This is a genomic window from Kitasatospora sp. NPDC101447 (assembly GCF_044767225.1).
Lineage (GTDB): Bacteria > Actinomycetota > Actinomycetes > Streptomycetales > Streptomycetaceae > Kitasatospora.
Window position 1 is genome coordinate 367,034 of sequence record NZ_JBIWNL010000004.1, and the last position, 21,075, is coordinate 388,108.

Below are 21,075 nucleotides of genomic sequence, written 5' to 3' on the forward strand. Positions count from 1 at the left end.
GTGCGGACATGACGGTCGAGACCGAGTCCACCCCGACCCCCGGCCCGGGATCCGCGACAGTGCGGGTGCGGGCCCAGCTCAGCCTCAGCACGACCGCGGCGCGCAACCTGGCGACGACGACCAAGTCGAAGCCGCAGATGCAGGAGATCACCTCCCGCTGGCTGCTGAAGATGCTGCCCTGGGTGCAGGTCAGTGCCGGCACCTACCGGGTCAACCGCCGACTCAGCTTCGCCGCCGGCCGCGGCCGGGTGGGCTTCTCCGTGGCCGGCTCCGCGGTGAGCGTGATCGCCCCCTCGCTGCGCGAGGTCCCGGCGCTGCGCGGCTACGAGGACGACGCCGTGCTGGAGGAGCTGGCCCGCCGGTTCGTGCAACGGGACTTCGCGGTCGGCGACGTGCTGGTGCAGGAGGGCGCGCCGATCGAGGAGGTGTTCCTGGTCGCGCACGGCAAGGTGGACCGGATCGGCACCGGCAAGTACGGCGAGCAGGCGGTGCTCGGCTCGCTCGCCGACGGCGACCACCTCGGTGACGAGGCGCTCACCGAGCCGAGCGGCACCTGGCCGTACACCGTGAAGGCGGCGACCTCCGGCACCGCGATGGCGCTGTCCTGGTCGGTCTTCCAGGAGCTGGTCGACCGCTCGGACTCGCTGCGCGAGCAGCTGCTGGGCTTCGCCGCCGACGCCGCGCAGGCCCAGAACGCGCACGGCGAGGCGGAGATCGACCTGTCGGCCGGCCACGAGGGCGAGTACGAGCTGCCCGGTGCCTTCGTCGACTACGAGCTGAGGCCGCGCGAGTACGAGCTGAGCGTCGCCCAGACGGTCCTGAAGGTGCACACCCGGGTCGCGGACCTCTACAACAAGCCGATGAACCAGACCGAGGAGCAGCTGCGGCTGACCGTCGAGGCGCTGCGGGAGCGGCAGGAGCACGAGATCATCAACAACCCGGAGTTCGGCCTGCTCAACAACGCCGACTTCGACCAGCGGATCCAGACCCGCTCCGGGGCGCCCACCCCGGACGACCTGGACGAGCTGCTGAGCATGCGCCGGGACACCGACTACCTGTTCGCCCACCCGCGGGCGATCGCCGCCTTCGAGCGGGAGTGCAACAAGGCCGGCGTCTACCCGGCCACCGTCGACGTGCTCGGCAAGCAGCGGCCGACCTGGCGCGGGGTGCCGATCTTCCCGTGCACCAAGATCCCGGTCTCCGACCAGCAGACCAGCGCGTTCATCGCGATGCGGGTCGGCGAGGACAACCAGGGCGTGGTCGGGCTCACCCAGATCGGCATCCCGGACGAGGTCGAGCCGGGGCTGAACGTCCGGTTCATGGGCATCGACGAGAAGGCCGTCGCCTCGTACCTGGTCAGCACCTACTACTCGGCGGCGGTGCTGGTGCCGGACGCGATCGGCGTGCTGGAGAACGTCGAGCTCGGGCACGCCCGCGGCTGAGCCGGCCGCCGTGCTCCGATCCTGCTAGGCCTCCGGGGCGGGCGCGCGCAGCAGCTGCAGCGAGCGCCCGCCCAGGACGACGGTGCCCCGCGGGTGCGGCTCGCCCGTCCCCGCCGCGGCCGTGTCGACCACCGTCTCGTACGCGGCCTCCGGCGCCGCCCAGGGCTCTCCCGGCAGGGTGAACACCGTGGTCCGGTGGCCGGCGTTGAGCAGCAGCAGGAAGCTGTCGTCGCGCAACGGCCGCCCGGCGTCGTCCCGTTCGGACATCGCGGTGCCGGACAGCAGCATGCCCAGGCAGGCGGTCGGCGCGAACCAGTCGGCCTCGGTCATCTCCTTGCCCAGCGGGGTGAACCAGGCCAGGTCGGGCTGGCCGCCGGGGGTGGCGGCCCGGCCCGAGAAGAACGCCCGCTGCCGCAGCACCGGGTGGGAGCGGCGCAGCCGGATCAGCCGGGCGGTCAGCTCGGACAGCTCCCGCCAGCCGGGCTCCGCCAGCAGCGACCAGTCCAGCCAACTGACCTCGTTGTCCTGGCAGTAGGCGTTGTTGTTGCCGCCCTGGGTGCGGCCCAGCTCGTCCCCGGCGGTGAGCATCGGGACACCCGCGGAGAGCAGCAGGGTGGCGGTCAGGTTGCGCAGTTGGCGCAGCCGCAGCGCGTTGACGTCCCCGTCGGCGGTCTCGCCCTCGGCGCCGTGGTTCCACGAGCGGTTGTCGTCGGTGCCGTCCCGGTTGGCCTCGCCGTTCGCCTCGTTGTGCTTGCGGTCGTAGGAGACCAGGTCGCGCAGGGTGAAACCGTCGTGCGCGGTCACGTAGTTGACGGAGGCGTACGGGCGGCGCCCGCCGCGCTGGTAGAGGTCGGAGGAGCCGGTGAGCCGGTAGCCGAGCTCCCGGACGTCCGGGCGGGCGCCGCGCCAGAAGTCCCGCACGGTGTCGCGGTACTTGTCGTTCCACTCGGCCCACAGCGGGGGGAAGCCGCCCACCTGGTAGCCGCCCGGGCCGACGTCCCAGGGCTCGGCGATCAGCTTCACCCGGCTGAGCAGCGGGTCCTGGGCGACGGCGGCGAGGAAGGGGTGGTCCATGTCCACGCCGTCGCCGCCGCCCGGGCCGCCGCGGGCCAGGGCGGCGGCGAGGTCGAAGCGGAAGCCGTCCACGCCCATCTCGGCGACCCAGTAGCGCAGCGAGTCCGTGACCAGCCGGATCGCCTGCGGGCGGCGGGTGTCCAGGGTGTTGCCGCAGCCGGTGTAGTCGGCGTAGCCGCGCGGGCGGTTGGGCGGGAGGCGGTAGTAGGCGGCGTTGTCGATGCCGCGCAGCGAGAGCATCGGGCCGAGCTCGCCGCCCTCGGCGGTGTGGTTGAACACCACGTCCAGGATCACCTCGATCCCGGCGGCGTGCAGGGCGCGGACCATCTGCTTGAACTCGCCGACCTGGCCGCCGCGCGAGCCGGAGGCGGAGTAGCCGGCGTGCGGGGCGAAGTAGCCGATCGTGTTGTAGCCCCAGTAGTTGACCAGGCCGCGCGCCTGCAGGTGGTCCTCGCTGGCGTACTGGTGGACCGGCAGCAGCTCGACGGCGGTCACGCCGAGGCGGGTGAGGTGGGCGATCGAGGCGGGGTGGGCGAGGCCGGCGTAGGTGCCGCGCAGGTGCGGAGGGACGTCGGGGTGGCGCATGGTGAAGCCGCGCACGTGCAGTTCGTAGAGCACCGTCTCGGCCCACGGGGTCTTCGGGCGGTGGTCGTCGTACCAGTCGTCGTCGTCGTGGACGACCACGGCTCTGGGCACGTAGGGGGCGGAGTCACGGTTGTCCCGGACGGTGTCGGCGACGTCCGCCTCCGGCCAGTTGCGTACGGCGGCGCAGGCGGCGTCGTGCGAGGTGTAACAGCCGTCGACGGCGCGGGCGTACGGGTCCAGCAGCAGCTTGGCCGGGTTCCAGCGGGCGCCGGTCCACGGGTCCCACCGGCCGTGCACCCGGAAGCCGTAGCGGGTGCCGGGGCGCACGCCGGGCAGGAAGCCGTGCCAGACCTGGAAGTCCTGCTCGGTGAGGCGGTGCCGGCTCTCCCGGCCCTCCTCGTCGAAGAGGCAGAGGTCGACGGCCTCGGCGCCGGCCGCCCAGAGCGCGAAGTTGGTGCCCCGGCGGCCGAGCCGGTCGGTGCGGACGCGGGCGCCGAGCGGCTGCCAGCTGCCGGGCCGCGGTGGCTCGGCGGTGTGCGGGCCGCCGTCCGGCCGTGCCCCGGCTTCCAGCTCCTGCCCTGACGCCATGGCCGTACCCTCCCTGGGCGGGGTGTCCCGGACCCCGTTCACTTCCTCTTTCCCGGATTGCGCAGATCGGAAGCCGCTGAACGGGGGCTTACCGGCGGATGGCCCCCCGGGGGAGCGGGGATTCCGGGAGTCGTCCGGCGTGTCCCCCCGTCCGCGGGCGTCGTTGTTCCGGGCGTCGGACGCGAACAGTGGGAGGCCCCGGGATGCGGCGCCGAGGACGGGTGTGGGCGCGGGGTGCGGCGGCGGTGGCCTGCTGCCTGGCCGTTCTCACGGGGTGCGGCGGTGGCGGTGGCGCGCCGGGCGGGGACGCGGCGGTCGGGGCGGCCGCCGACGACGTGGGGCCGGTGCCGTACACCGCTCCGCCGCCACCGTCCAGGGCGGTGGTGACCGCGCTGCCGGCCGACGGCGCGCAGGACGTGCAGCCGGAGGGCGCGGTCCGGGTGAGTGCCGCGCAGGGCCGGCTGGTGTCGGTGCGGCTGGCGGACGCCAAGGGCACCGAGGTGCCCGGCACGATCACCCGGGACGGCGCCGGCTGGGCGCCCGACGGCCCGCTGCCGCTGGGCACCGCGTTCACCCTGGACGCCGTCGCCGAGGACGACCAGGGGCAGAAGGCCGCCCAGCACTCGGCGTTCTCGACCGTCGCCCGGGCGCACACCTTCGTCGCGTTCTTCACCCCGGAGGACGGCTCGACGGTCGGCGTCGGCATGCCGGTCTCGCTGCGCTTCAGCCGGCCGATCGCCGACCGGGCGGCGGTGGAGCGGGCCGTCCAGGTCACCGCCGACCCGCCGGTGCCGGTGGCCGCGCACTGGTTCGGCAACCAGCGGCTGGACGTCCGCCCGCAGCGGTACTGGGCGGCCGGCACCCGGGTCACGGTGGTGCTGCGGCTGAAGGACGTGCAGGGCGCGCCGGGCGAGTTCGGCACCCAGAGCCGGGACCTGCACTTCACCGTCGGCCGGGCGCAGGTCTCCACCGTGGACCTGGACGCGCACACCCTGACCGTCCGGGCCGGCCAGGGCGGCAAGGTGGTCAAGGTGCTCAAGGTCTCCGGCGGCAGCCCCGACCACTCGACCTACCGGGGGGTGCTGGTGGTGTCGGAGAAGTACAAGGTGACCCGGATGAACTCGCAGACCGTCGGCATGGGCGACGAGTACGACATCAAGGACGTCCCGCACGCGATGCGGCTGACCACCTCCGGCACCTTCATCCACGGCAACTACTGGGCGGCCCCGGGTGTGTTCGGCACCGCCAACACCAGCCACGGCTGCATCGGCCTGGCCGACGAGAAGGGCGGCACCAGCAAGGACTCCCCGGCGGGCTGGCTGTTCGAGCACACCGTCCCGGGGGACGTGCTGGAGGTGAAGGCCTCGACCGGGGACGTCGTGCCGCCGCAGAACGGGCTGAACGGCTGGAACGTGCCCTGGGACCAGTGGGTGGCCGGGAGCGCGCTGCGCTAGCCGGCCCCGCTCCCGCCCGCCCGCCCGCCGATTCACGGCCGGTTCACCCCCGCTCCACCCGGGACCCCCGGAGATCCGTTCGAACGGCCCGGTTATCCTGCTCCGACGCGTCCGCAGCCCGGCGCGAAAGATCGGCGCCCGGTGCAACTCATGGGGGCACTCAACGCGTCAAGAGAGTGGATACCGGGAGGGGAGAAACCGTGAAGACGGGTAAGACGGCCGGCGCCGCGATACGCACCAGCAACCGCTACGGGCGGATGAGTGCGATGGCGTTGGTCATGGGTGGGGTACTGCTGTTCACCGCGGCCTGCAACGACGACAAGGGCAGCGGCTCCGGCGGCTCGGGAGGGGGCAACGCGGCCGCGTCGTCCTCGGCGGACGCCGGGGGCGCGGGCGGTTCGGGCACGACGAAGGCCTCGGCAGCGGTGATCGCCGTCGAGCCGAAGGACGGCGCCCAGGACGTCCAGCCGAACGGGCTGCAGGTGTCGGTCTCCAACGGCAAGCTCACCACGGTCGACGTGACCGACAAGGACGGCAAGCCGGTCACGGGCGCGATCACCGCGGACGGCACCGGCTGGAAGCCCGCGGCGGCGCTCACCGTCGGCATGGCGTACAAGGTGAACGCCCAGGCCAAGGACGCCGAGGGGCTGGTGGCCGCGTCCACCACCTCGTTCACCACGCTGACGCCGGACAAGAAGATCTCCACCAACGACAACATCAGCGACGGCGCCACCTACGGCGTCGGCATGATCGTCTCGGTGGAGTTCAACAAGGCGGTCAAGAACAAGGACGCCGTCGTCCAGGGCATCACCTTCGAGACCAGCAACGGCACCGCGGTCAAGGGCCACTGGTTCGGCGACAAGCGGGTGGACTTCCGGCCCGAGCAGTACTGGGCGCCGGACACCAAGGTGACCATCAAGTACCGGCTGAAGAACGTCGAGGTCGCCCCGGGCGTCTACGGCGACGTGGACAAGGACGAGCCGTTCACCATCGGCCGCTCCCAGGTCGCCACCGCGGACGCCAAGACGCACCAGATGACCATCGAGCGTGGCGGTCAGAGCACCACCGTGCCGGTCACCCTGGGCGCCGACGCCACGCCGTCCTGGGGCGGGACCATGGTGGTGATGGACAAGGAGAAGGTCACCCGGATGAACTCGCAGACCGTCGGTCTCGGCGGCGAGTACGACATCCAGGACGTGCCGCACGCGATGCGGCTGACCACCTCCGGCACCTTCGTGCACGGCAACTACTGGGCGAACCCCTTCGGCAAGTCCAACGCCAGCCACGGCTGCATCTCGATGCAGGACGTGAAGGGCGGCAGCGACACCTCGGTGGCCGGCAAGTTCTTCAACGACTCGATCGTCGGCGACCCCATCAAGATCGTGAACAGCAAGGAGAAGACCGTCGCCCCGGACAACGGGCTCGGCGGCTGGAACGTGGACTGGGCCAACTGGTAGGCCCTACCCGGAGGTCGGCCCGGCCAGTCCGGGCACTCCGGTGAGTTCTCTCCGAGCGGTCCGATCCTCACCCGTTGGGGTCGGGCCGCTCGGGTTTCCGGGGCGGCGAGCCCCGCGCATGGCGCAACCTTTCCGGTGACCGGGTGCGTATACCCGGTCGGGCCGGCGCAGGGCCGTCGCACGGTCCGTCGCCGGCCCACGGGGAGTCCGGGAAGTCCAGAGGGAGGGAATCGACGTGAGGTCGATACGCAGAGTGGTGGCCGTCGGCCTGGTCGGCGGAGCGATGACGCTGACGGCCGCCTGCGGCGGGGGCAGCGGGGGCGGTGGGGGCGGCAGCGCGGCCAAGGCCGACCTGGGGGCCGGCGCGGCCGCCTCCCAGCCCGCGGCGGCGGCGCCCACCAGCGCGGCGCCGAAGGTCTCGAAGGCCGCGGTGAGCATCGAGCCCAAGGCCGGTTCGGTGGACGTGGCGCCGAACGCGCTCAAGGTCGGTGCGACGGGCGGCAAGCTCACCACCGTCAAGGTGAGCGACAAGACCGGCAAGGAGGTCCCCGGCACCATCTCCGCGGACGGTGCCTCCTGGACCCCGTCCGCCGCGCTGGCGGTGGGCACCGCCTACCAGGTCAGCGCGATGGCCGCGGACGCCGAGGGCGCGGTCGCCACGGCGGACAGCGACTTCACCACGCTGACCCCGACCGCCCTCGCCAAGGCCTCGGACAACGTGGACAACGACGCCACCTACGGCGTCGGCATGATCGTCTCGGTGGACTTCAGCAAGGACGTCAAGAACAAGGACGAGGTCGCGAAGGGCATCACCTTCGAGACCAGCAACGGCACCGTGGTCAAGGGCCACTGGTTCGGCGACCGCCGGCTGGACTTCCGTCCGGAGCTGTACTGGGCCCCCGGCACCAAGGTGGTCGTGCACTACCGCCTCAAGAGCGTCGAGATCGCCCCGGGGGTGTACGGCGGAGACCGGGACGAGCCCTTCACGATCGGGCGATCCCAGGTTTCGACGGTTGACGCCGCCGCGCACAAGATGACGGTCGTCAGCGCCGGCCAGAGCTCCGACATCGACATCACCTCGGGCTCGGACGACCACCCGACCTGGAACGGCACCATGGTCGTCATGTCCAAGGAGGGCACGGTGCGGATGCAGTCCAGCACCCTGCCCGGCATGACCGGAGCCCCCTACGACCTCCAGGTGCCGCACTCGATGCGGCTGACCACCAGCGGCACCTACGTGCACGGCAACTGGTGGGCCAAGAACAGCATCTTCGGCGGGGACAACGTCAGCCACGGCTGTGTCGGGCTCAAGGACGCCGAGGGCGGCAGCGACTCCAGCTCGATGGGCAAGTTCTACGCGGGCTCGCTCGTCGGCGACGTGGTGGTCGTCAAGAACTCGATCAAGAAGGAGAAGCTCGACCCGTCGAACGGGCTGAGCGGCTGGAACCTGCCGTGGGGCTCCTGGTAGGAGGGCGCGGGGGTCAACCCGGGCTTGACGGACGTCGGCCCGGGTGGCCCCCTATTTGCATCCGGCATATGCCGACTCGGGGGAGATCGTTTGCTCATTGTCCGTACGCGGCTGCTTGCGTTCCGCAATGATGGTCCGCATGGCGGGTTGGGGCGAAACAGATCAGTCATCAGTTCCCGGGGCCGGCACGGTCGCCGAGGCGTCCTGGATCGACGTCCAGGGAGCGCTCTCGGCGCTGGAGCGGCTCAGCTCCGAGGAGCTGGAGGAGATGTATTCCGGCAGGCTGTGCGATCAGTCCTCGCCGAGCGAGGTGCGACTGCCGTCCCGGCCCGAGTCGGGCCCGGTGGCCCGGAGGCTGGTGCTGTCCGTCCTGGAGTCCTGGGACCTCCACCAGCACCTGGAGGCGGGCGAGTTACTCACCAGCGAGCTGGTGGCCAACGCGGTGCGGCACGCCGCCGGGCGCACCATCGGCCTGCACGTCAGCCGCAAGCCGGGCTGGCTGCGGGTCGAGGTCCGCGACTCCTCCCGGGCGCTGCCCTGCATGATCCTGGCCGAGCCCCGGCCGGTGAACGAGCGCGGGCGGGGGCTGAAGATCGTCGACGACCTCGCCGACCGCTGGGGTGCGGACCTGCTGCCGCGGGGCAAGGGGGTCTGGTTCGAGCTCAAGGTGCGCGAGCGGCACTGACGCGAGCGGTGCCGAGTCGTGCGGGTCGTGCCGCCCGGAAAACACGCAGGGCCCCCGGAGTCGCCGTGGTCCGGCGGGTGGGGGCCCCTGCAAGTCATCGCGCCGGCCAAGGGGGTGCGTGCCGCGCGATGGGCGTCGGCAGCGCCAGGTCGGGCCCGCCGAAGTATGCCTTGACTATCGCACGGATCTCAGCATGTGGGCAAACTGGGTGACTGGGAATCCAAGGTTTGTAACCTAGTTCACCTTTGGATTTTGCATAGGTTCACGCTGTTGCCTGTGAATATTCATGATCGCGGAAATCCGTGACGCCGGCCGGCGCCCCCTGGGTACCATCGGCCCGTGGACCTCTACTGGCGCGTCGTGCTGCCACCCCTCAGCGCCTGACCGGGCGCGCGTCGGTGGCTTGACTCCCGGACCCCTGGTTCGGCCCGCTGGGGCCGCCGCGGGGCGGTGACGTGCGCCCGTTCTCGAAACCAGTCCTCCTGACGGTCTTCGACGACGGAAGTTCACGACTGTGCCGAATCGTTTGTCCGAGCGTGCGCGCTCGACCCGCCTCACCCGCTCCACCCGCCTGACCCGCCAGGCCCACTCCGCCCCTGCCGCCCGCCGTACCGCCGTGCTCGGCGGGCCGGTGCCGATCCTCGCGGCCGCGCTGCTGTGGGGCACCACCGGAACCGCCAGTTCACTGGTGCCGGCGGGTGCCCCGGCGGCCGGTGTCGGGGCCGCCGCCCTGGTGCTCGGCGGACTGCTGCTGTTCCTGTCCGACCGCTCCGCACGGGAGTTGCCCCGGGCCTGCGGGCCGCGCGAGCGGTGGCTGCTCGCGGCCGGCGCGGTCGCGGTGACGGGGTACCCGCTCACCTTCTACCCGGCGGTGACCCGGACCGGGGTGGCGGTGGCCACCGTGATCGCGCTGGGCAGCGCGCCCGTGTTCACCGGGCTGCTCGGATGGCTCGCCCGCCAGGGGCGCCCGAGCGGACGCTGGGCCGCGGCCACCGCACTGGCCGTGCTCGGCTGCGCGGTGCTGGTGCTCGGGCCCGAACTCGCCGGGCACGGCGCCGCGGTGGACGTCCTCGGGGTGCTGCTGGCGACGCTCTCCGGGCTCTCGTACGCCGTGTACTCCCTGATCGGCGGCCGGCTGATCGCGGCCGGCCGGCCGTCGGCCGGGGTGATGGGGGCGATGTTCGGCGGGGCGGCGCTGCTGGTGCTGCCGGTGGTGGTGCTCGGGCCGATGGGCTGGCTGCTCACGGTGCGGGGCGCGGGCGTCGTGCTGCACCTCGCCGTGATCACCACCTTCCTCGCGTACCGGCTGTTCGGCCACGGCCTGCGGCACGCCGGCGCGCAGACCGCCACGACCCTGACCCTGGCCGAGCCCGCCGTCGCCGCCGTCCTGGGCGTGGCGGCACTGGGGGAGCGGCTGCCGGCCGTCTCCTGGTGCGGGCTGGCGGTGCTGGCCGGCGGGCTGGCGTTCCTCGCGCTCCCGGCCCGCCGGTAGCCGCCGCGCTGCGTGGGAAGTCGGCCCGGCCGACTTCCCACGCGGGTGGGGCGGGGCGTCGCGCGTCAGCCGGTGCCCGCCGGGCACTGGGCGGCGAAGCAGAAGCCGGCGAGCTCCGCGTCCCGGAGGCCCTGGATCAGGGTGGGCCAGTCGCCCTCGGGGCCGGCCACGATGATGGCGTAGGCGGTGCCGTTCGGGCCGACGACGACGCGGTCGACCGCTCGCCGGGCGGTGCCGGTCCTGACGTTGTCGTAGGCGTACTCCAGCTCGGCCGCGCCGTCCGCCGTCCGTTCCAGGCGGATGCGGCGGTAGCCCGGGTACGTCTTCGGGTCGCCCGCCAGGGTGGCATCGGTCCCGGAGGCCTCCTCGTAGGGGGACCTGTCACCCATCGCGAAGACCTGGATCAGGCTGTGTTCGTCCGCGGTCTGGTAGAAGGTGGAGTTGTTCTTCTCGACCCGCTGCCACCCGTCCGGGACGAGCAGGGTGAAGCCGTTCGGGTCCTGGACCCGGTTGAGGTGCAGCCCGGTGGGGGTGGGCGTCGGCGTCGGCGTGGTGGGCGTGGGGGAGGGCGACGCCGTGGCGGTGGGGGCCGGGGTGGACGGCGTGCCGGACGCGGAGCCGGGGGCCGTGGCCGTCGGTGCGCCCGGCAGGGTCGCCGCGCCGCTCGGTTTCCCCCCGCCGTCGTGCCGCGTCAGCAGGTAGCCGCCGCCGCCCGCGAGCACGCCGAGGAGCGCCCCGGCGAGGGCGACCAGCACCACCCGCCGTGTCCCGGTGATCGGCGGGCGCTGCGGGCGTTGTGGACGAGGGGCGCGCGGTGTCGTGATCAGTGGCGGCTCGCCCGGCGGTGGCGGCGGGAAGGGCGGGTAGGACGGAGGCTGCTGCGGAGGGGGCGGAGGCGGCGGGGCCGCGCCGCCCGCCGGTGGCCGGCTCACCCACTGCTGGCTGTTCTTGTCCCAGTACGTGCCCGTCACGGCCGTTCCCCCCGTTGTCCCCGGTCCCCGCTCAGTGCAGGAACTGCTCGATCGCCTGGACGACTGCCAGCGCCGAGGCGAGTCCGGACACTACCGTGGTCGAGCTCCGCAGGAGGTCACGGAGTCGTTCCAGCCGGGTGCGCGGGGCGGTGCCGGTCTGTTCGAGGGCCGTGCCGACGGCCGCCAGCTCCTGTTCCACCTCGGCCACGCCGTTGCCCTCGACCCGGGCGAACATCGGCAGCTGGCGCTGCAACTCGCCCATCGCTGTGAGGAGTTCACGGCCCGAGGCGGTGAGGCGCACTGAGGCGTCGACGGCCGTCGAGTCCTTCCCGGCGGCGACGGCCCCGCCGGTCATCGCGCCGATCGACACTCCGCCGGGCGCCGACCCGGGCACCGTCAGGCCGCTCACGTCCGGCAGCGGGTCGGGGGCCCCGGCCCGCTGCGAGCGGTCCTCCGCCCGGGCTCCGGGGCCCGAGGCGACGGCTCCGCCGGTCATCGCGCCGATCGAGACCCCGCCGCTCGGCGGGGGCGTGGTTTCCTCGTCGTCCCGCACGTTCCGCTCCTCGCTCATTCGAATGCTCAACTCCCCACCCATGCACGCGGATCCGCGTGGCTACGAAGGTTTCCCGCCGGACGGCGGTGCCGCCGCCGTGCCGCCCGACTGCGCCGTGCCCCCGTTGGTGGCGACGGCTCCGCCGCTCATCTCGCCGATGTGGATCCCGCCCTGCATCACCTGGATCACGGTCTTGTCGAAGCGGTCGGTCTCGTACCCCGACTGTTCCAGTGCGACGCGGACGCCCTCGATGATCCGCTGCTCGATCGTCCGCAAGTACCGTCTGACGTCCAGCTCCTGGAAGATCGAGATGGTCGAGGTGGTGGCGGCCTCGCGCAGGGAGACGATCGGCCGGGCGGCGACGGTCAGCAGGTCCTCGTCGTCGGCCGTCCCGCCGGCGGCCCGGCCGCCGCCCGGGCGCAGCAGCGAGCGGAGCGCGGCCGGGCCGGCGGTGAAGGCGGACATCGCGGGGCCGCGACGTCCGGGTCGGGTGCCCTGCTGGGCCACCGCGTCCGCGAGCAGCTCGTAGTCGCGGCGGACCGGCCCGAGCACGTGCGGGACGACCTCCACCATCAGCAGGTTCCCCTGGGTGTGCACCCTCAACTGGACGGTCAGCACCACCTGTTCGTCCCACGCGCCGACCCGGATCCGCAGGAAGTGCCGGCGCCGCTCGCCGCCCTCGTCCACCGCCTCGGCGATGTGCCGGGCGATCTCCTCGGGTCCGCGCGGGACCTCGTCGCGCGCCGGGCCGTACGGGAGGTAGACGATGTGCTCGATCTCCAGGTCCTGCAGCCGGTCCAGGCTGATGTCGGCGGTGGCCTGTCGCAGGGCGGCCAGCCGCGGGACGACCAGGTCGAGGACGGCGCGGGCGGTGAGGCTGCCCTCCGGGGCCACCGGGCCGGTCTTGCGGCGCTTCAGTTCCAGGGTGAACTGCCAGGCCTTGAAGGGGAATCCGGCGCCGAGGAAGGGGTCGGCCGGGTCGTAGACGACGAGCTGCGAGTACTGTTCCCGGGCGATGGCCCGCTGCACCTCCAGGTAGCGCGGCCGGAAGGGCACCCGGCGCGGGTGCCGCGGGAAGTTCTCCCGGGTCAGCTCCTTCCGGAGGGCCTGGGCGACCTGGAGGCGGTGCCAGCCCACCGTCACCGCGAGCGCCAGCGGGAACAGCGTGCCCTCCCAGCCCCCGTCCTGCAGGGAGGTCAACGCCAGCGCCCAGTACAGGATCTGGGCGGTCACGGCGAGGGCGGTGAGCAGTCCGGCGGCGGTACGTCGGGGCTCGGAGGCCCGGGAGTCGGCCGGAGCGACGGGGGCGTACAGCGCGTGCTGCCGGACCTCCGGGGGCTTGGCGTACCAGGACAGCAGACATACCACGGCGTACAGGACGGCGAAGGTCGCCGTGAAGGGCGGCAGGTAGTGGGAGATCGCACCCCATGCGGTGTCGGACACCGACTCCCGGCCGTACGGGTCGTAGTCGTGGTACCCGCTGGTCAGCCCCTCGCCGTACGCCTTCCAGTAGTCGGCGGACGGCGGGTGCCGGATCAGCGCCCAGTAGTCGGTGAGGAAGAAGCCCGACCAGAGCGCGGCGAGCACGGCGCCGGTGCGGATCTCCAGCGCCCGGGCCCGCAGGGCGTGCGCCAGGACGGTGACCAGGTCGAAGCCCAGGGACGGCGGGACGGAACGCTCGTCGTGCTCGACCAGTTCGGTGATGACGCGTCGCCGGTAGTCCGGGTCGAGGTAGACCCCGGCGCAGAGCAGCCGGGTGGCCTCGGACTTCGCGTGGGGCGACGGTGGCGGCTCGTCGGGCGGCGTGGGTGGTCCGGGTGGCTCGTCGGGCCGCACCGGCCCGGGCTGGAAGGTCATCCGCCTCCCCCTTCGGCGTGAACCAACTGGCCGTGATTATGGACCTCCTGACGGTCGGTCGGCCAGTGAAAATGCGCACCGGAAGGACGAAGGCCCCCGGGCGGAGGGGAATCCGCCCGGGGGCTTGGGCCCGGTCAGCCGTGGATCAGCACTCGATGACGTTCACGGCGAGGCCGCCGCGCGAGGTCTCCTTGTACTTGATCTTCATGTCGGCCCCGGTCTCCTTCATCGTCTTGATCGCCTTGTCCAGCGAGACGTGGTGCCGGCCGTCGCCGCGCAGCGCCATCCGGGCGGCGGTGACGGCCTTGACCGACGCCATGCCGTTGCGCTCGATGCAGGGGATCTGGACGAGGCCGCCGACCGGGTCGCAGGTGAGGCCGAGGTTGTGCTCGATGCCGATCTCGGCGGCGTTCTCGACCTGCTCGGGGGTGCCGCCGAGGACCTCGGCGAGGCCGCCCGCGGCCATCGAGCAGGCGGAGCCGACCTCGCCCTGGCAGCCGACCTCGGCGCCGGAGATGGAGGCGTTCTCCTTGAACAGCATGCCGATCGCGCCGGCCGCGAGCAGGAAGCGGACGATGCCGTCGTCGTCGGCGCCCGGAATGAAGTTCAGGTAGTAGTGCAGGACGGCCGGGATGATGCCCGCCGCGCCGTTGGTCGGCGCGGTGACCACCCGGCGGCCCGAGGCGTTCTCCTCGTTGACCGCCATCGCGTAGAGGGTCACCCACTCCATCGCGTTGGCCGGCCCGATCCCCTCGGCGCGCAGCGCCCGGGCCCCCGAGGCGGCGCGGCGGCGGACCTTGAGGCCGCCCGGCAGGATGCCCTCGCGGCTCATGCCGGCCCGGACGCACTCCTGCATCACGGCCCAGATCTCCAGCAGGCCGGTGCGGATCTCCTCCTCGCTGCGCCAGGCCTTCTCGTTCTCCAGCATCAGGCCGGAGATGGACAGGCCGGTCTCGCGGGTGAGCCGCAGCAGCTCCTCGCCGGTGCGGAAGGGGTAGCGCAGCGCGGTGTCGTCGGGCTTGACCCGGTCCGCGCCGATGGCGTCCTCGTCGACGACGAAGCCGCCGCCGACCGAGTAGTAGGTCTTCTCCAGCAGCGTCGAGCCGTCCGCCGCGAAGGCCCAGAGGGTCATGCCGTTGGCGTGGTAGGGCAGCGAGCGGCGGCGGTGCAGCACGAGCTGGCTGTCGGGGTCGAAGTCGATGACGTGCTCGCCGAGCAGGTTGATCCGCTTCTCGGCGGTGATCCGCTCGACGTCCTTGTCGGCCTGGTCGACGTCGACGGTGCGGGGCGAGTTGTTCTCCAGGCCGAGCAGGACGGCCTTCGGGGTGCCGTGGCCGTGGCCGGTGGCACCGAGCGAGCCGTACAGCTCGGCGCGCACACCCGTCACCTGGGCCAACAGGCCTTCGGACCGCAGTCGGCGGGCGAACATCCGGGCGGCGCGCATCGGACCCACGGTGTGGGAGCTCGACGGGCCGATGCCGATGGAGAAGAGGTCGAAGACACTGATGGCCACGGAGGACGTCCTTGTCTGGTCTCGTGGAAGGACTTGCGGGCGGGGCGTGGGGGGGCTTGCTTGCTTCGGGTGGGCGGGCGCGAGCCGACACGGGACGGGGCACCGCGCGCACTGTCCAGTGTGCGCGGTGCCCCGGGGTCCCTGGTCCACCGGCGGGGTGAGGCCGGTCACTCGGGCCCTGTCCACCGGCCGGTCGTCCACTCCCGGCCGGTACGGACTAGTCCTGGTTGGCCAGGTTCGGGTACAGCGGGTACTTGTCGGCCAGCGCGGTGACGCGGGCCTTCAGCGCGGCGGCGACGGTCTCGTCGAAGGCGGGCTTGAGCGCCTCGGCGATGATGTCGGCGACCTCGCGGAAGTCCTCGGCCTGGAAGCCGCGGGTGGCCAGGGCCGGGGTGCCGATGCGCAGGCCGGAGGTGACCATCGGCGGGCGGGGGTCGTTCGGGATCGCGTTGCGGTTGACCGTGATGCCGACCTCGTGCAGGCGGTCCTCGGCCTGCTGGCCGTCGAGCTGGCTGTTGCGCAGGTCGACCAGGACCAGGTGGACGTCGGTGCCGCCGGACAGGACGGACGCGCCGGCTTCGGCGACGTCGGCCTGCAGCAGGCGCTCGGCCAGGATGCGCGCGCCGTCCAGGGTGCGCTGCTGGCGCTCCTTGAACTCCTCCGAGGCCGCGACCTTGAAGGCGACCGCCTTGCCGGCGATCACGTGCTCCAGCGGGCCGCCCTGCTGGCCGGGGAAGACCGCGGAGTTGATCTTCTTGGCGTACTCGGCCTTGGACAGGATGACGCCGCCGCGCGGGCCGCCCAGGGTCTTGTGGGTGGTGGTGGTGACCACGTCGGCGTAGGGCACCGGGTTCGGGTGCAGGCCCGCGGCCACCAGGCCGGCGAAGTGCGCCATGTCCACCATGAGCAGCGCGCCGACCTCGTCGGCGACCCGGCGGAACTCGGCGAAGTCCAGCTGGCGCGGGTAGGCGGACCAGCCGGCGATGATCAGCTTGGGCTGGTGCTCCTTGGCGAGGCGCTCGACCTCGGCCATGTCGACCTGGCCGGTCTTCTCGTCCACGTGGTACGCGACCACGTTGTAGAGCTTGCCGGAGAAGTTGATCTTCATGCCGTGGGTCAGGTGACCGCCGTGCGCCAGGTTCAGGCCCAGGATGGTGTCGCCCGGCTGGATCAGCGCGAACATCGCGGCGGCGTTGGCCTGCGCACCGGAGTGCGGCTGCACGTTGGCGTGCTCGGCGCCGAACAGGGCCTTGATGCGGTCGATCGCGATCTGCTCGACCACGTCGACGTGCTCGCAGCCGCCGTAGTAGCGACGGCCGGGGTAGCCCTCGGCGTACTTGTTGGTGAGCACCGAGCCCTGGGCCTCCATGACCGCCACCGGGGCGAAGTTCTCGGAGGCGATCATTTCCAGCGTGGTCTGCTGGCGGTGCAGCTCGGCGTCGACCGCGGCGGCGATCTCCGGGTCGAGGGCGTGCAGGGACTGGTTGAGAACCGTCATGGTGTGGTCTTCCCGGGAGGAGCGACAGGGGGGAGACGGCGCGGGGTGGGCCGCGGCACGGCGGCCCGCCCCGGCACCAGTGGATCAGCCCTGGGGGTTGGTGAGGGCCTCGTACTCGTCGGCGCTGAGCAGCTCGTCGGTGGACTCGACGCGCACCTTGAACAGCCAGGCGCTGCCGAACGGGTCGGCGTTCACGGTGGCCGGGTCGGCGACGACGTCCTCGTTGATCTCGGTGACCTCACCGGTCACCGGGGAGAACAGGTCGCTGACCGACTTGGTGGACTCCAGCTCGCCACAGGTCTCGCCGGCGGTGATGGTGTCGCCGACGGCCGGCAGCTGCACGTAGACGATGTCACCGAGGGCGTCGGCGGCGTGCTTGGTGATGCCGACCGTGGAAACACCGTCCTCAGCGGCCGTCAGCCACTCGTGCTCCTTGGTGTACTGCAGGTGCTGGGGGTTGCTCATGACGTCATTCTCCAGGATGGGAAGCGGGTACGACGAAGCGGGCCGCCGCGCGGACGGCTTCGACCTGCGTCTATGGGAAAACGGGGGGCCCGGACGGGCGTCAGCGGGCGCGCTTGTAGAAGGGCAGCGCCACGACCCGGACCGGCTCGTGCTTGCCGCGGACGTCCACCGCGACGGTGCTGCCGGGAGCGGCGTGGGCCGCGTCGACGTAGGCCATCGCGATCGGCTGGCCCAGCGTCGGGGACGGCGCGCCGGAGGTGATCCGGCCGATCGGGGCACCGTCGGCGGAGACCACGCTGTACTCGGCGCGCGGGACGCGCTTGCCCTCGGAGACCAGGCCGACCAGCACCCGCGGCGGGTTGGCCTCGGCCGCGGCGGCGGCCTGCTCCAGCGCCTTGCGGCCGACGAAGGCGCCCTCGTTGGTGGTCTTGTCGAAGCGGACGACCCGGCCCAGGCCCGCGTCGAACGGGGTGAGGTCGGTGGACAGCTCGTGCCCGTACAGCGGCATGCCCGCCTCCAGGCGCAGCGTGTCGCGGCAGGACAGGCCGCACGGGACCAGGCCGCGGCCCTCGCCGGCGGCGGTCAGCGCCTGCCAGATCTCCTCGGCGTCGGCCGGGCGGCAGAAGATCTCGAAGCCGTCCTCGCCGGTGTAGCCGGTGCGGGCCAGCAGCACCTCGCGGCCGGCGACCTGGGCCGGGAGGATCGCGTAGTACTTCAGGCCGGGCAGGTCGGCGTCGGTGGTCCCGGCCAGGATGGCGGTCGACTCCGGGCCCTGGACGGCGATCAGCGCGTAGGTGTCGCGGTCGTCGGTGACGACGGCGTCGAAGCCCTTGGCGCGGGCGATCAGCTCGTCGAGGACCAGCTGGGCGTTGGAGGCGTTGGCGACGACCAGGAAGGCGTCCTCGCGCAGGCGGTAGACGATCAGGTCGTCCAGGATGCCGCCGTCCTCGGCGCAGATCATGGTGTAGCGGGCGCGCAGCACGCCCAGCGCGGAGACGAAGCCGACCAGCGCGTGGTCCAGCATCTCCCCGGCCTGCGGGCCGGTGACGGTGATCTCGCCCATGTGGGAGAGGTCGAACAGACCGGCCTTGGTGCGGACGGCGAGGTGCTCCTCGCGCTCGCTGCCGTAGCGCAGCGGCATGTCCCAGCCGGCGAAGTCGGTCATGGTCGCGCCGAGGGCGCGGTGCAGCGCGTCGAGCGCGGTCAGGCGGAGGGACGACATGGCCAGGAACTCCTCGGTCGGGGCACTCAGGGGTGCACGCGCCGGACCGGACCCGCTCGGGGGCCGACCCTGCGCGCGGGCATGCGGCGGCGTGGGTCTCCCCATCTGTCGTCGAACCTGAGAGCTTCACCGCCCCGCCGGCCCGCAGCTGTTTCCAGCTTGGGGGACAGCATGGCGGCTTGCACCGTGGGTGGGCGCGCGACAGGGCCGTGCGCCGCTTTCCAGATGTGCCTAACCCGTGCGGTAGGGGGGCCTGAGAGATTCCGGGGAGGACTTGCTCCTTCGGCGCCGGCTCTGCCGCCACGCTGGCGGCACTCCGGGCTCTCCCGCGCGGGTTCGAGCGGCCGGTATGGAGTTGTGGAGCCCGCGGCGCATGCCGTCGGACGCGCACATCATGGCACGTCCCGGACCGGGAAGGGAGAGGGGACCCGGTCACACGGGAGGAGGGGGCCGGGATCGGGCGGGAGGAGGGGACCGGGTCGGGCGGGAACGGCGGACCCGACCACCCCGCGCCGTCCCGAACACGGGCCCTAGACTGCTCCGCGTCGGCGCAGCAGAGGGCGGCCGACCGGCAGAGGGCGGAATCGGCGGCGCATGGGGTACCCGGTGGAGCAGCAGCAGGGGTGGGGCGGTCCCGAGGGGGCACCGTCGGGTGGCACGTGGCCGGCCAACGAGCTGGAGCAGGTGCTGACCGCGGCCATGGGCGACCCGGGCGCGACGCCGCGGGTGATCGAGGTGCTGGCCCGCAGCCAGGTGTGGGTGCCGCTGCCGGCCGGGGCCGACCCGCAGGGGCAGGCGCTGGACCTGCCGATCATCGAGCTGGGCGGCGACCCGTACGTGCCGGTGTTCTCCTCGCAGGAGGTGTTCCTGCAGCAGGCGCCGGGGATGGCCTTCGCGATCGCGCCGGTCTGGGAGTTCGCCCGCGGGCTGCCACTGGGCGTGGGCATCGCGGTGAACCCGGAGGCGGCGGTGGGCATCCCCGTGCCGCCGCAGGGCGTGGCCGAGCTGCGCCGCGGTCCGCGCGAGGACCGCTGGGAGGGCGCGGAGGATCCGGCGGCGCCGACCGGCGGCCGGGTGGCGTTGCGCGAGCCGGTGCCGGGCGAGGACCCGGAGCACTTCCTGGCCGCCTGCCGGGCCGAACTTTCGGCCCTTCCCGGGGTGTTGACCGCGCGCCGGGCGCTGGCCAGCATCGAGGGCGAGCCGACCGTGATGTTCGTGGGCGTCCAGTTGGATCCGGCGGCCCCGGCCGAGCCGGCCGCGGTGAACGACGCGCTCGGCCGAGCGCTGGGAACCGCGCCGCTGCCGGGTGGCGTCCACCTCGTACTGCTCGACCTCGCCGACGACCCGGTGGTCGAGTGGCTGCTCACCCGGGTAATGCCTTTCTACACGCGGGTGTGAGCGGGGTTCGTTCGTAGGCACGTCGCCGTGGCGGTGGCCGGTGCCGCGCCATAGGGTGCGTGCAGACGGCCGACGGGCCGGCGGGTTCGAGGAAAGAGGCGCGGCGAGGTGGGCGCATGAGTGCGGGTACGGGAGCGGGCGGGGCGCCGGGGCCCTGGGGCCAGGCCCCGGCCGGGCACCCGGGAGCGGACCCCGGCGTGTTGGAGCACGCCCTGCGCGAGGTCGCGCCGGAGCGCTACGACGCGTACGAGCGACTGCTGCACGCGCTGGCGGACGGCCGGGTCTGGATGCTGCTCTGGCACGGCACGCCGGGCAGTCCGGACGCGCAGTACGGGAACATGGAGATCAGCGGCCACGGCTACGCGCCGGCCGTCACCTCGCCCGAGCAGCTCGCCGCGTCCGGCTGGGCGCGGGCCCACGAGGTCATCTCCGGCCGGGAGATCGCCGCGTCGCTGTACCGCACCCGCTGGGGCCTGTGGCTCAACCCGCACGCCCCCGGCGGCGGTGTCGGCGTGCCCTGGGCCGACCTGCGGCGGATCGCCGCGGGCCTGGACCGGCTGCCGGCCGGTCCGCTGAAGCTGAGCGAGCCGCAGGTCAACGCGCAGCCGTTCTTCGCGCTGCTGGAGCGGCAGGCCGGTGAGGTGCGCGCGGTGCGGGCGCTGCGCCGGGCCTGGGTGCAGCCGGCGGTGGGGGAGCCGTACCTGGCGATCGGCCTGGACCTGTACGAGAGTTCTCCGCCCGCGGTGGAGGCGGTGCGCGCCCTGATGCAGCGGGCGATCGCGGTGGCCCCGGAGGGGCTCGCGGTGTCCACGGTGGCGATGTCGGACGAGTACGACCCGGTGGCGCTGTGGATGCGCGCCAACTCGCGGCCGTTCTTCGACCGGGAGTCCGGGCGCCCGGCGACCGGTCCGTACCCGCCGGTGCCGCCGCCCGCGTACCCGGGGCCGTCGATGCCGGGGCAGCCGACGCCGGGGTGGGCGTACGGCACGCAGGCGCCTGCGCCGGGCTGGCAGCAGCAGCCCCAGCAGCCGTGGCCGGGCTACCCCGGGCGCTGATTGCCAAACCCGAAATCCTTGCCACGAAGCCGACTTGATTGTCCATCAAGTCGGCTTCGATGCTTTCCGGACGGATTTCCGGATATGAGGTCCGGTCATCTTGACATGCCTGTTACAGCCATGTGAAGAGGTATATGCCGGAGATCGGGGAGATGCATGCCTGCAGATCACAGTTGGGCATCTGTCGGTTGTCAGGGCTGGCGCAAGCCAGTTCGCATGGCAGAGAGTTCTGCGCAACGCACCGCGCGTCCTGGAACCCCACAAAGGTGAGCGCGCACGCCGACCGCTCGTCCACGCG

The 21,075-nt window shown here is 72.8% G+C and carries 16 protein-coding genes and 1 riboswitch; of the genes, 8 read left to right on the forward strand and 8 right to left on the reverse strand.

Features of this window, described 5'->3' with window-relative positions; genetic code table 11:
• The first annotated feature begins 8 nt into the window (after nt 1-8).
• The gene (locus tag ACIRST_RS08650) at nt 9-1,442 is read left to right on the forward strand and encodes a family 2B encapsulin nanocompartment shell protein (protein WP_402800870.1); all 1,434 of its coding nucleotides are present in this window, start codon (nt 9-11) and stop codon (nt 1,440-1,442) included.
• Nucleotides 1,443-1,466: 24 nt separating this feature from the next.
• On the opposite strand, the gene glgX is transcribed toward ACIRST_RS08650, so the two are convergent.
• A complete protein-coding gene (gene glgX, locus ACIRST_RS08655) occupies nt 1,467-3,689 on the reverse strand; it encodes a glycogen debranching protein GlgX (protein ID WP_402800872.1) in 2,223 nt (740 codons plus the stop codon).
• Nucleotides 3,690-3,892: 203 nt separating this feature from the next.
• On the opposite strand from glgX, the gene ACIRST_RS08660 reads away from it, so the two are divergent.
• The 5 genes from ACIRST_RS08660 (at nt 3,893) to ACIRST_RS08680 (ending at nt 10,245) form a co-directional block, all read left to right on the forward strand.
• Nucleotides 3,893-5,143: an Ig-like domain-containing protein gene (locus ACIRST_RS08660; RefSeq protein ID WP_350520220.1), complete on the forward strand. Its 1,251-nt coding sequence runs from the start codon at nt 3,893-3,895 to the stop codon at nt 5,141-5,143.
• A 200-nt stretch (nt 5,144-5,343) separates the two neighbouring features.
• Nucleotides 5,344-6,600, forward strand: a complete 1,257-nt coding sequence (locus ACIRST_RS08665; protein WP_350520219.1) for an Ig-like domain-containing protein — start codon at nt 5,344-5,346, stop codon at nt 6,598-6,600.
• Nucleotides 6,601-6,835: 235 nt separating this feature from the next.
• The gene (locus ACIRST_RS08670) at nt 6,836-8,068 is read left to right on the forward strand and encodes an Ig-like domain-containing protein (protein WP_350520218.1); all 1,233 of its coding nucleotides are present in this window, start codon (nt 6,836-6,838) and stop codon (nt 8,066-8,068) included.
• 139 nt (nt 8,069-8,207) lie between these two features.
• The gene (locus ACIRST_RS08675) at nt 8,208-8,753 is read left to right on the forward strand and encodes an ATP-binding protein (RefSeq protein ID WP_350520217.1); all 546 of its coding nucleotides are present in this window, start codon (nt 8,208-8,210) and stop codon (nt 8,751-8,753) included.
• A 526-nt stretch (nt 8,754-9,279) separates the two neighbouring features.
• Nucleotides 9,280-10,245 carry a DMT family transporter gene (locus ACIRST_RS08680; RefSeq protein WP_402800876.1) on the forward strand — a complete coding sequence of 322 codons (966 nt, stop codon included), beginning with the start codon at nt 9,280-9,282 and terminating at the stop codon, nt 10,243-10,245.
• A 65-nt stretch (nt 10,246-10,310) separates the two neighbouring features.
• Here the strand turns inward: ACIRST_RS08680 and ACIRST_RS08685 are convergent, their stop codons facing one another.
• From ACIRST_RS08685 to gcvT, 7 genes are all read right to left on the reverse strand, one after another.
• On the reverse strand, nt 10,311-11,003 hold the full coding sequence (locus ACIRST_RS08685) for a hypothetical protein (protein ID WP_402800879.1): 693 nt from the start codon (nt 11,001-11,003) through the stop codon (nt 10,311-10,313).
• 244 nt (nt 11,004-11,247) lie between these two features.
• Nucleotides 11,248-11,787, reverse strand: coding sequence for a hypothetical protein (locus tag ACIRST_RS08690; protein ID WP_402800881.1), 540 nt, complete (start codon nt 11,785-11,787; stop codon nt 11,248-11,250).
• 42 nt (nt 11,788-11,829) lie between these two features.
• The gene (locus ACIRST_RS08695) at nt 11,830-13,626 is read right to left on the reverse strand and encodes a hypothetical protein (RefSeq protein WP_402800883.1); all 1,797 of its coding nucleotides are present in this window, start codon (nt 13,624-13,626) and stop codon (nt 11,830-11,832) included.
• Nucleotides 13,627-13,771: 145 nt separating this feature from the next.
• Nucleotides 13,772-15,139, reverse strand: a complete 1,368-nt coding sequence (locus tag ACIRST_RS08700; RefSeq protein WP_350520212.1) for an L-serine ammonia-lyase — start codon at nt 15,137-15,139, stop codon at nt 13,772-13,774.
• Between the two features lie 217 nt (nt 15,140-15,356).
• Nucleotides 15,357-16,637, reverse strand: a complete 1,281-nt coding sequence (gene glyA, locus ACIRST_RS08705) for a serine hydroxymethyltransferase (RefSeq protein WP_350520211.1) — start codon at nt 16,635-16,637, stop codon at nt 15,357-15,359.
• 84 nt (nt 16,638-16,721) lie between these two features.
• Nucleotides 16,722-17,102 (reverse strand): glycine cleavage system protein GcvH, encoded by a 381-nt coding sequence (gene gcvH / locus ACIRST_RS08710; RefSeq protein ID WP_402800887.1) that lies wholly within the window; start codon nt 17,100-17,102, stop codon nt 16,722-16,724.
• 100 nt (nt 17,103-17,202) lie between these two features.
• Entirely contained in the window at nt 17,203-18,324 is a 1,122-nt protein-coding gene (gene gcvT, locus ACIRST_RS08715; RefSeq protein WP_402800889.1) for a glycine cleavage system aminomethyltransferase GcvT, read from the reverse strand.
• 231 nt (nt 18,325-18,555) lie between these two features.
• Nucleotides 18,556-18,663: riboswitch (glycine riboswitch) on the reverse strand.
• Nucleotides 18,664-18,918: 255 nt separating this feature from the next.
• Here gcvT and ACIRST_RS08720 point away from each other — a divergent pair.
• Both ACIRST_RS08720 and ACIRST_RS08725 read left to right on the forward strand, forming a co-directional pair.
• Nucleotides 18,919-19,722 carry an enhanced serine sensitivity protein SseB C-terminal domain-containing protein gene (locus ACIRST_RS08720; protein ID WP_350520208.1) on the forward strand — a complete coding sequence of 268 codons (804 nt, stop codon included), beginning with the start codon at nt 18,919-18,921 and terminating at the stop codon, nt 19,720-19,722.
• Between the two features lie 116 nt (nt 19,723-19,838).
• Nucleotides 19,839-20,777 carry an enhanced serine sensitivity protein SseB C-terminal domain-containing protein gene (locus ACIRST_RS08725; protein ID WP_350520207.1) on the forward strand — a complete coding sequence of 313 codons (939 nt, stop codon included), beginning with the start codon at nt 19,839-19,841 and terminating at the stop codon, nt 20,775-20,777.
• Nucleotides 20,778-21,075 lie beyond the last annotated feature (298 nt).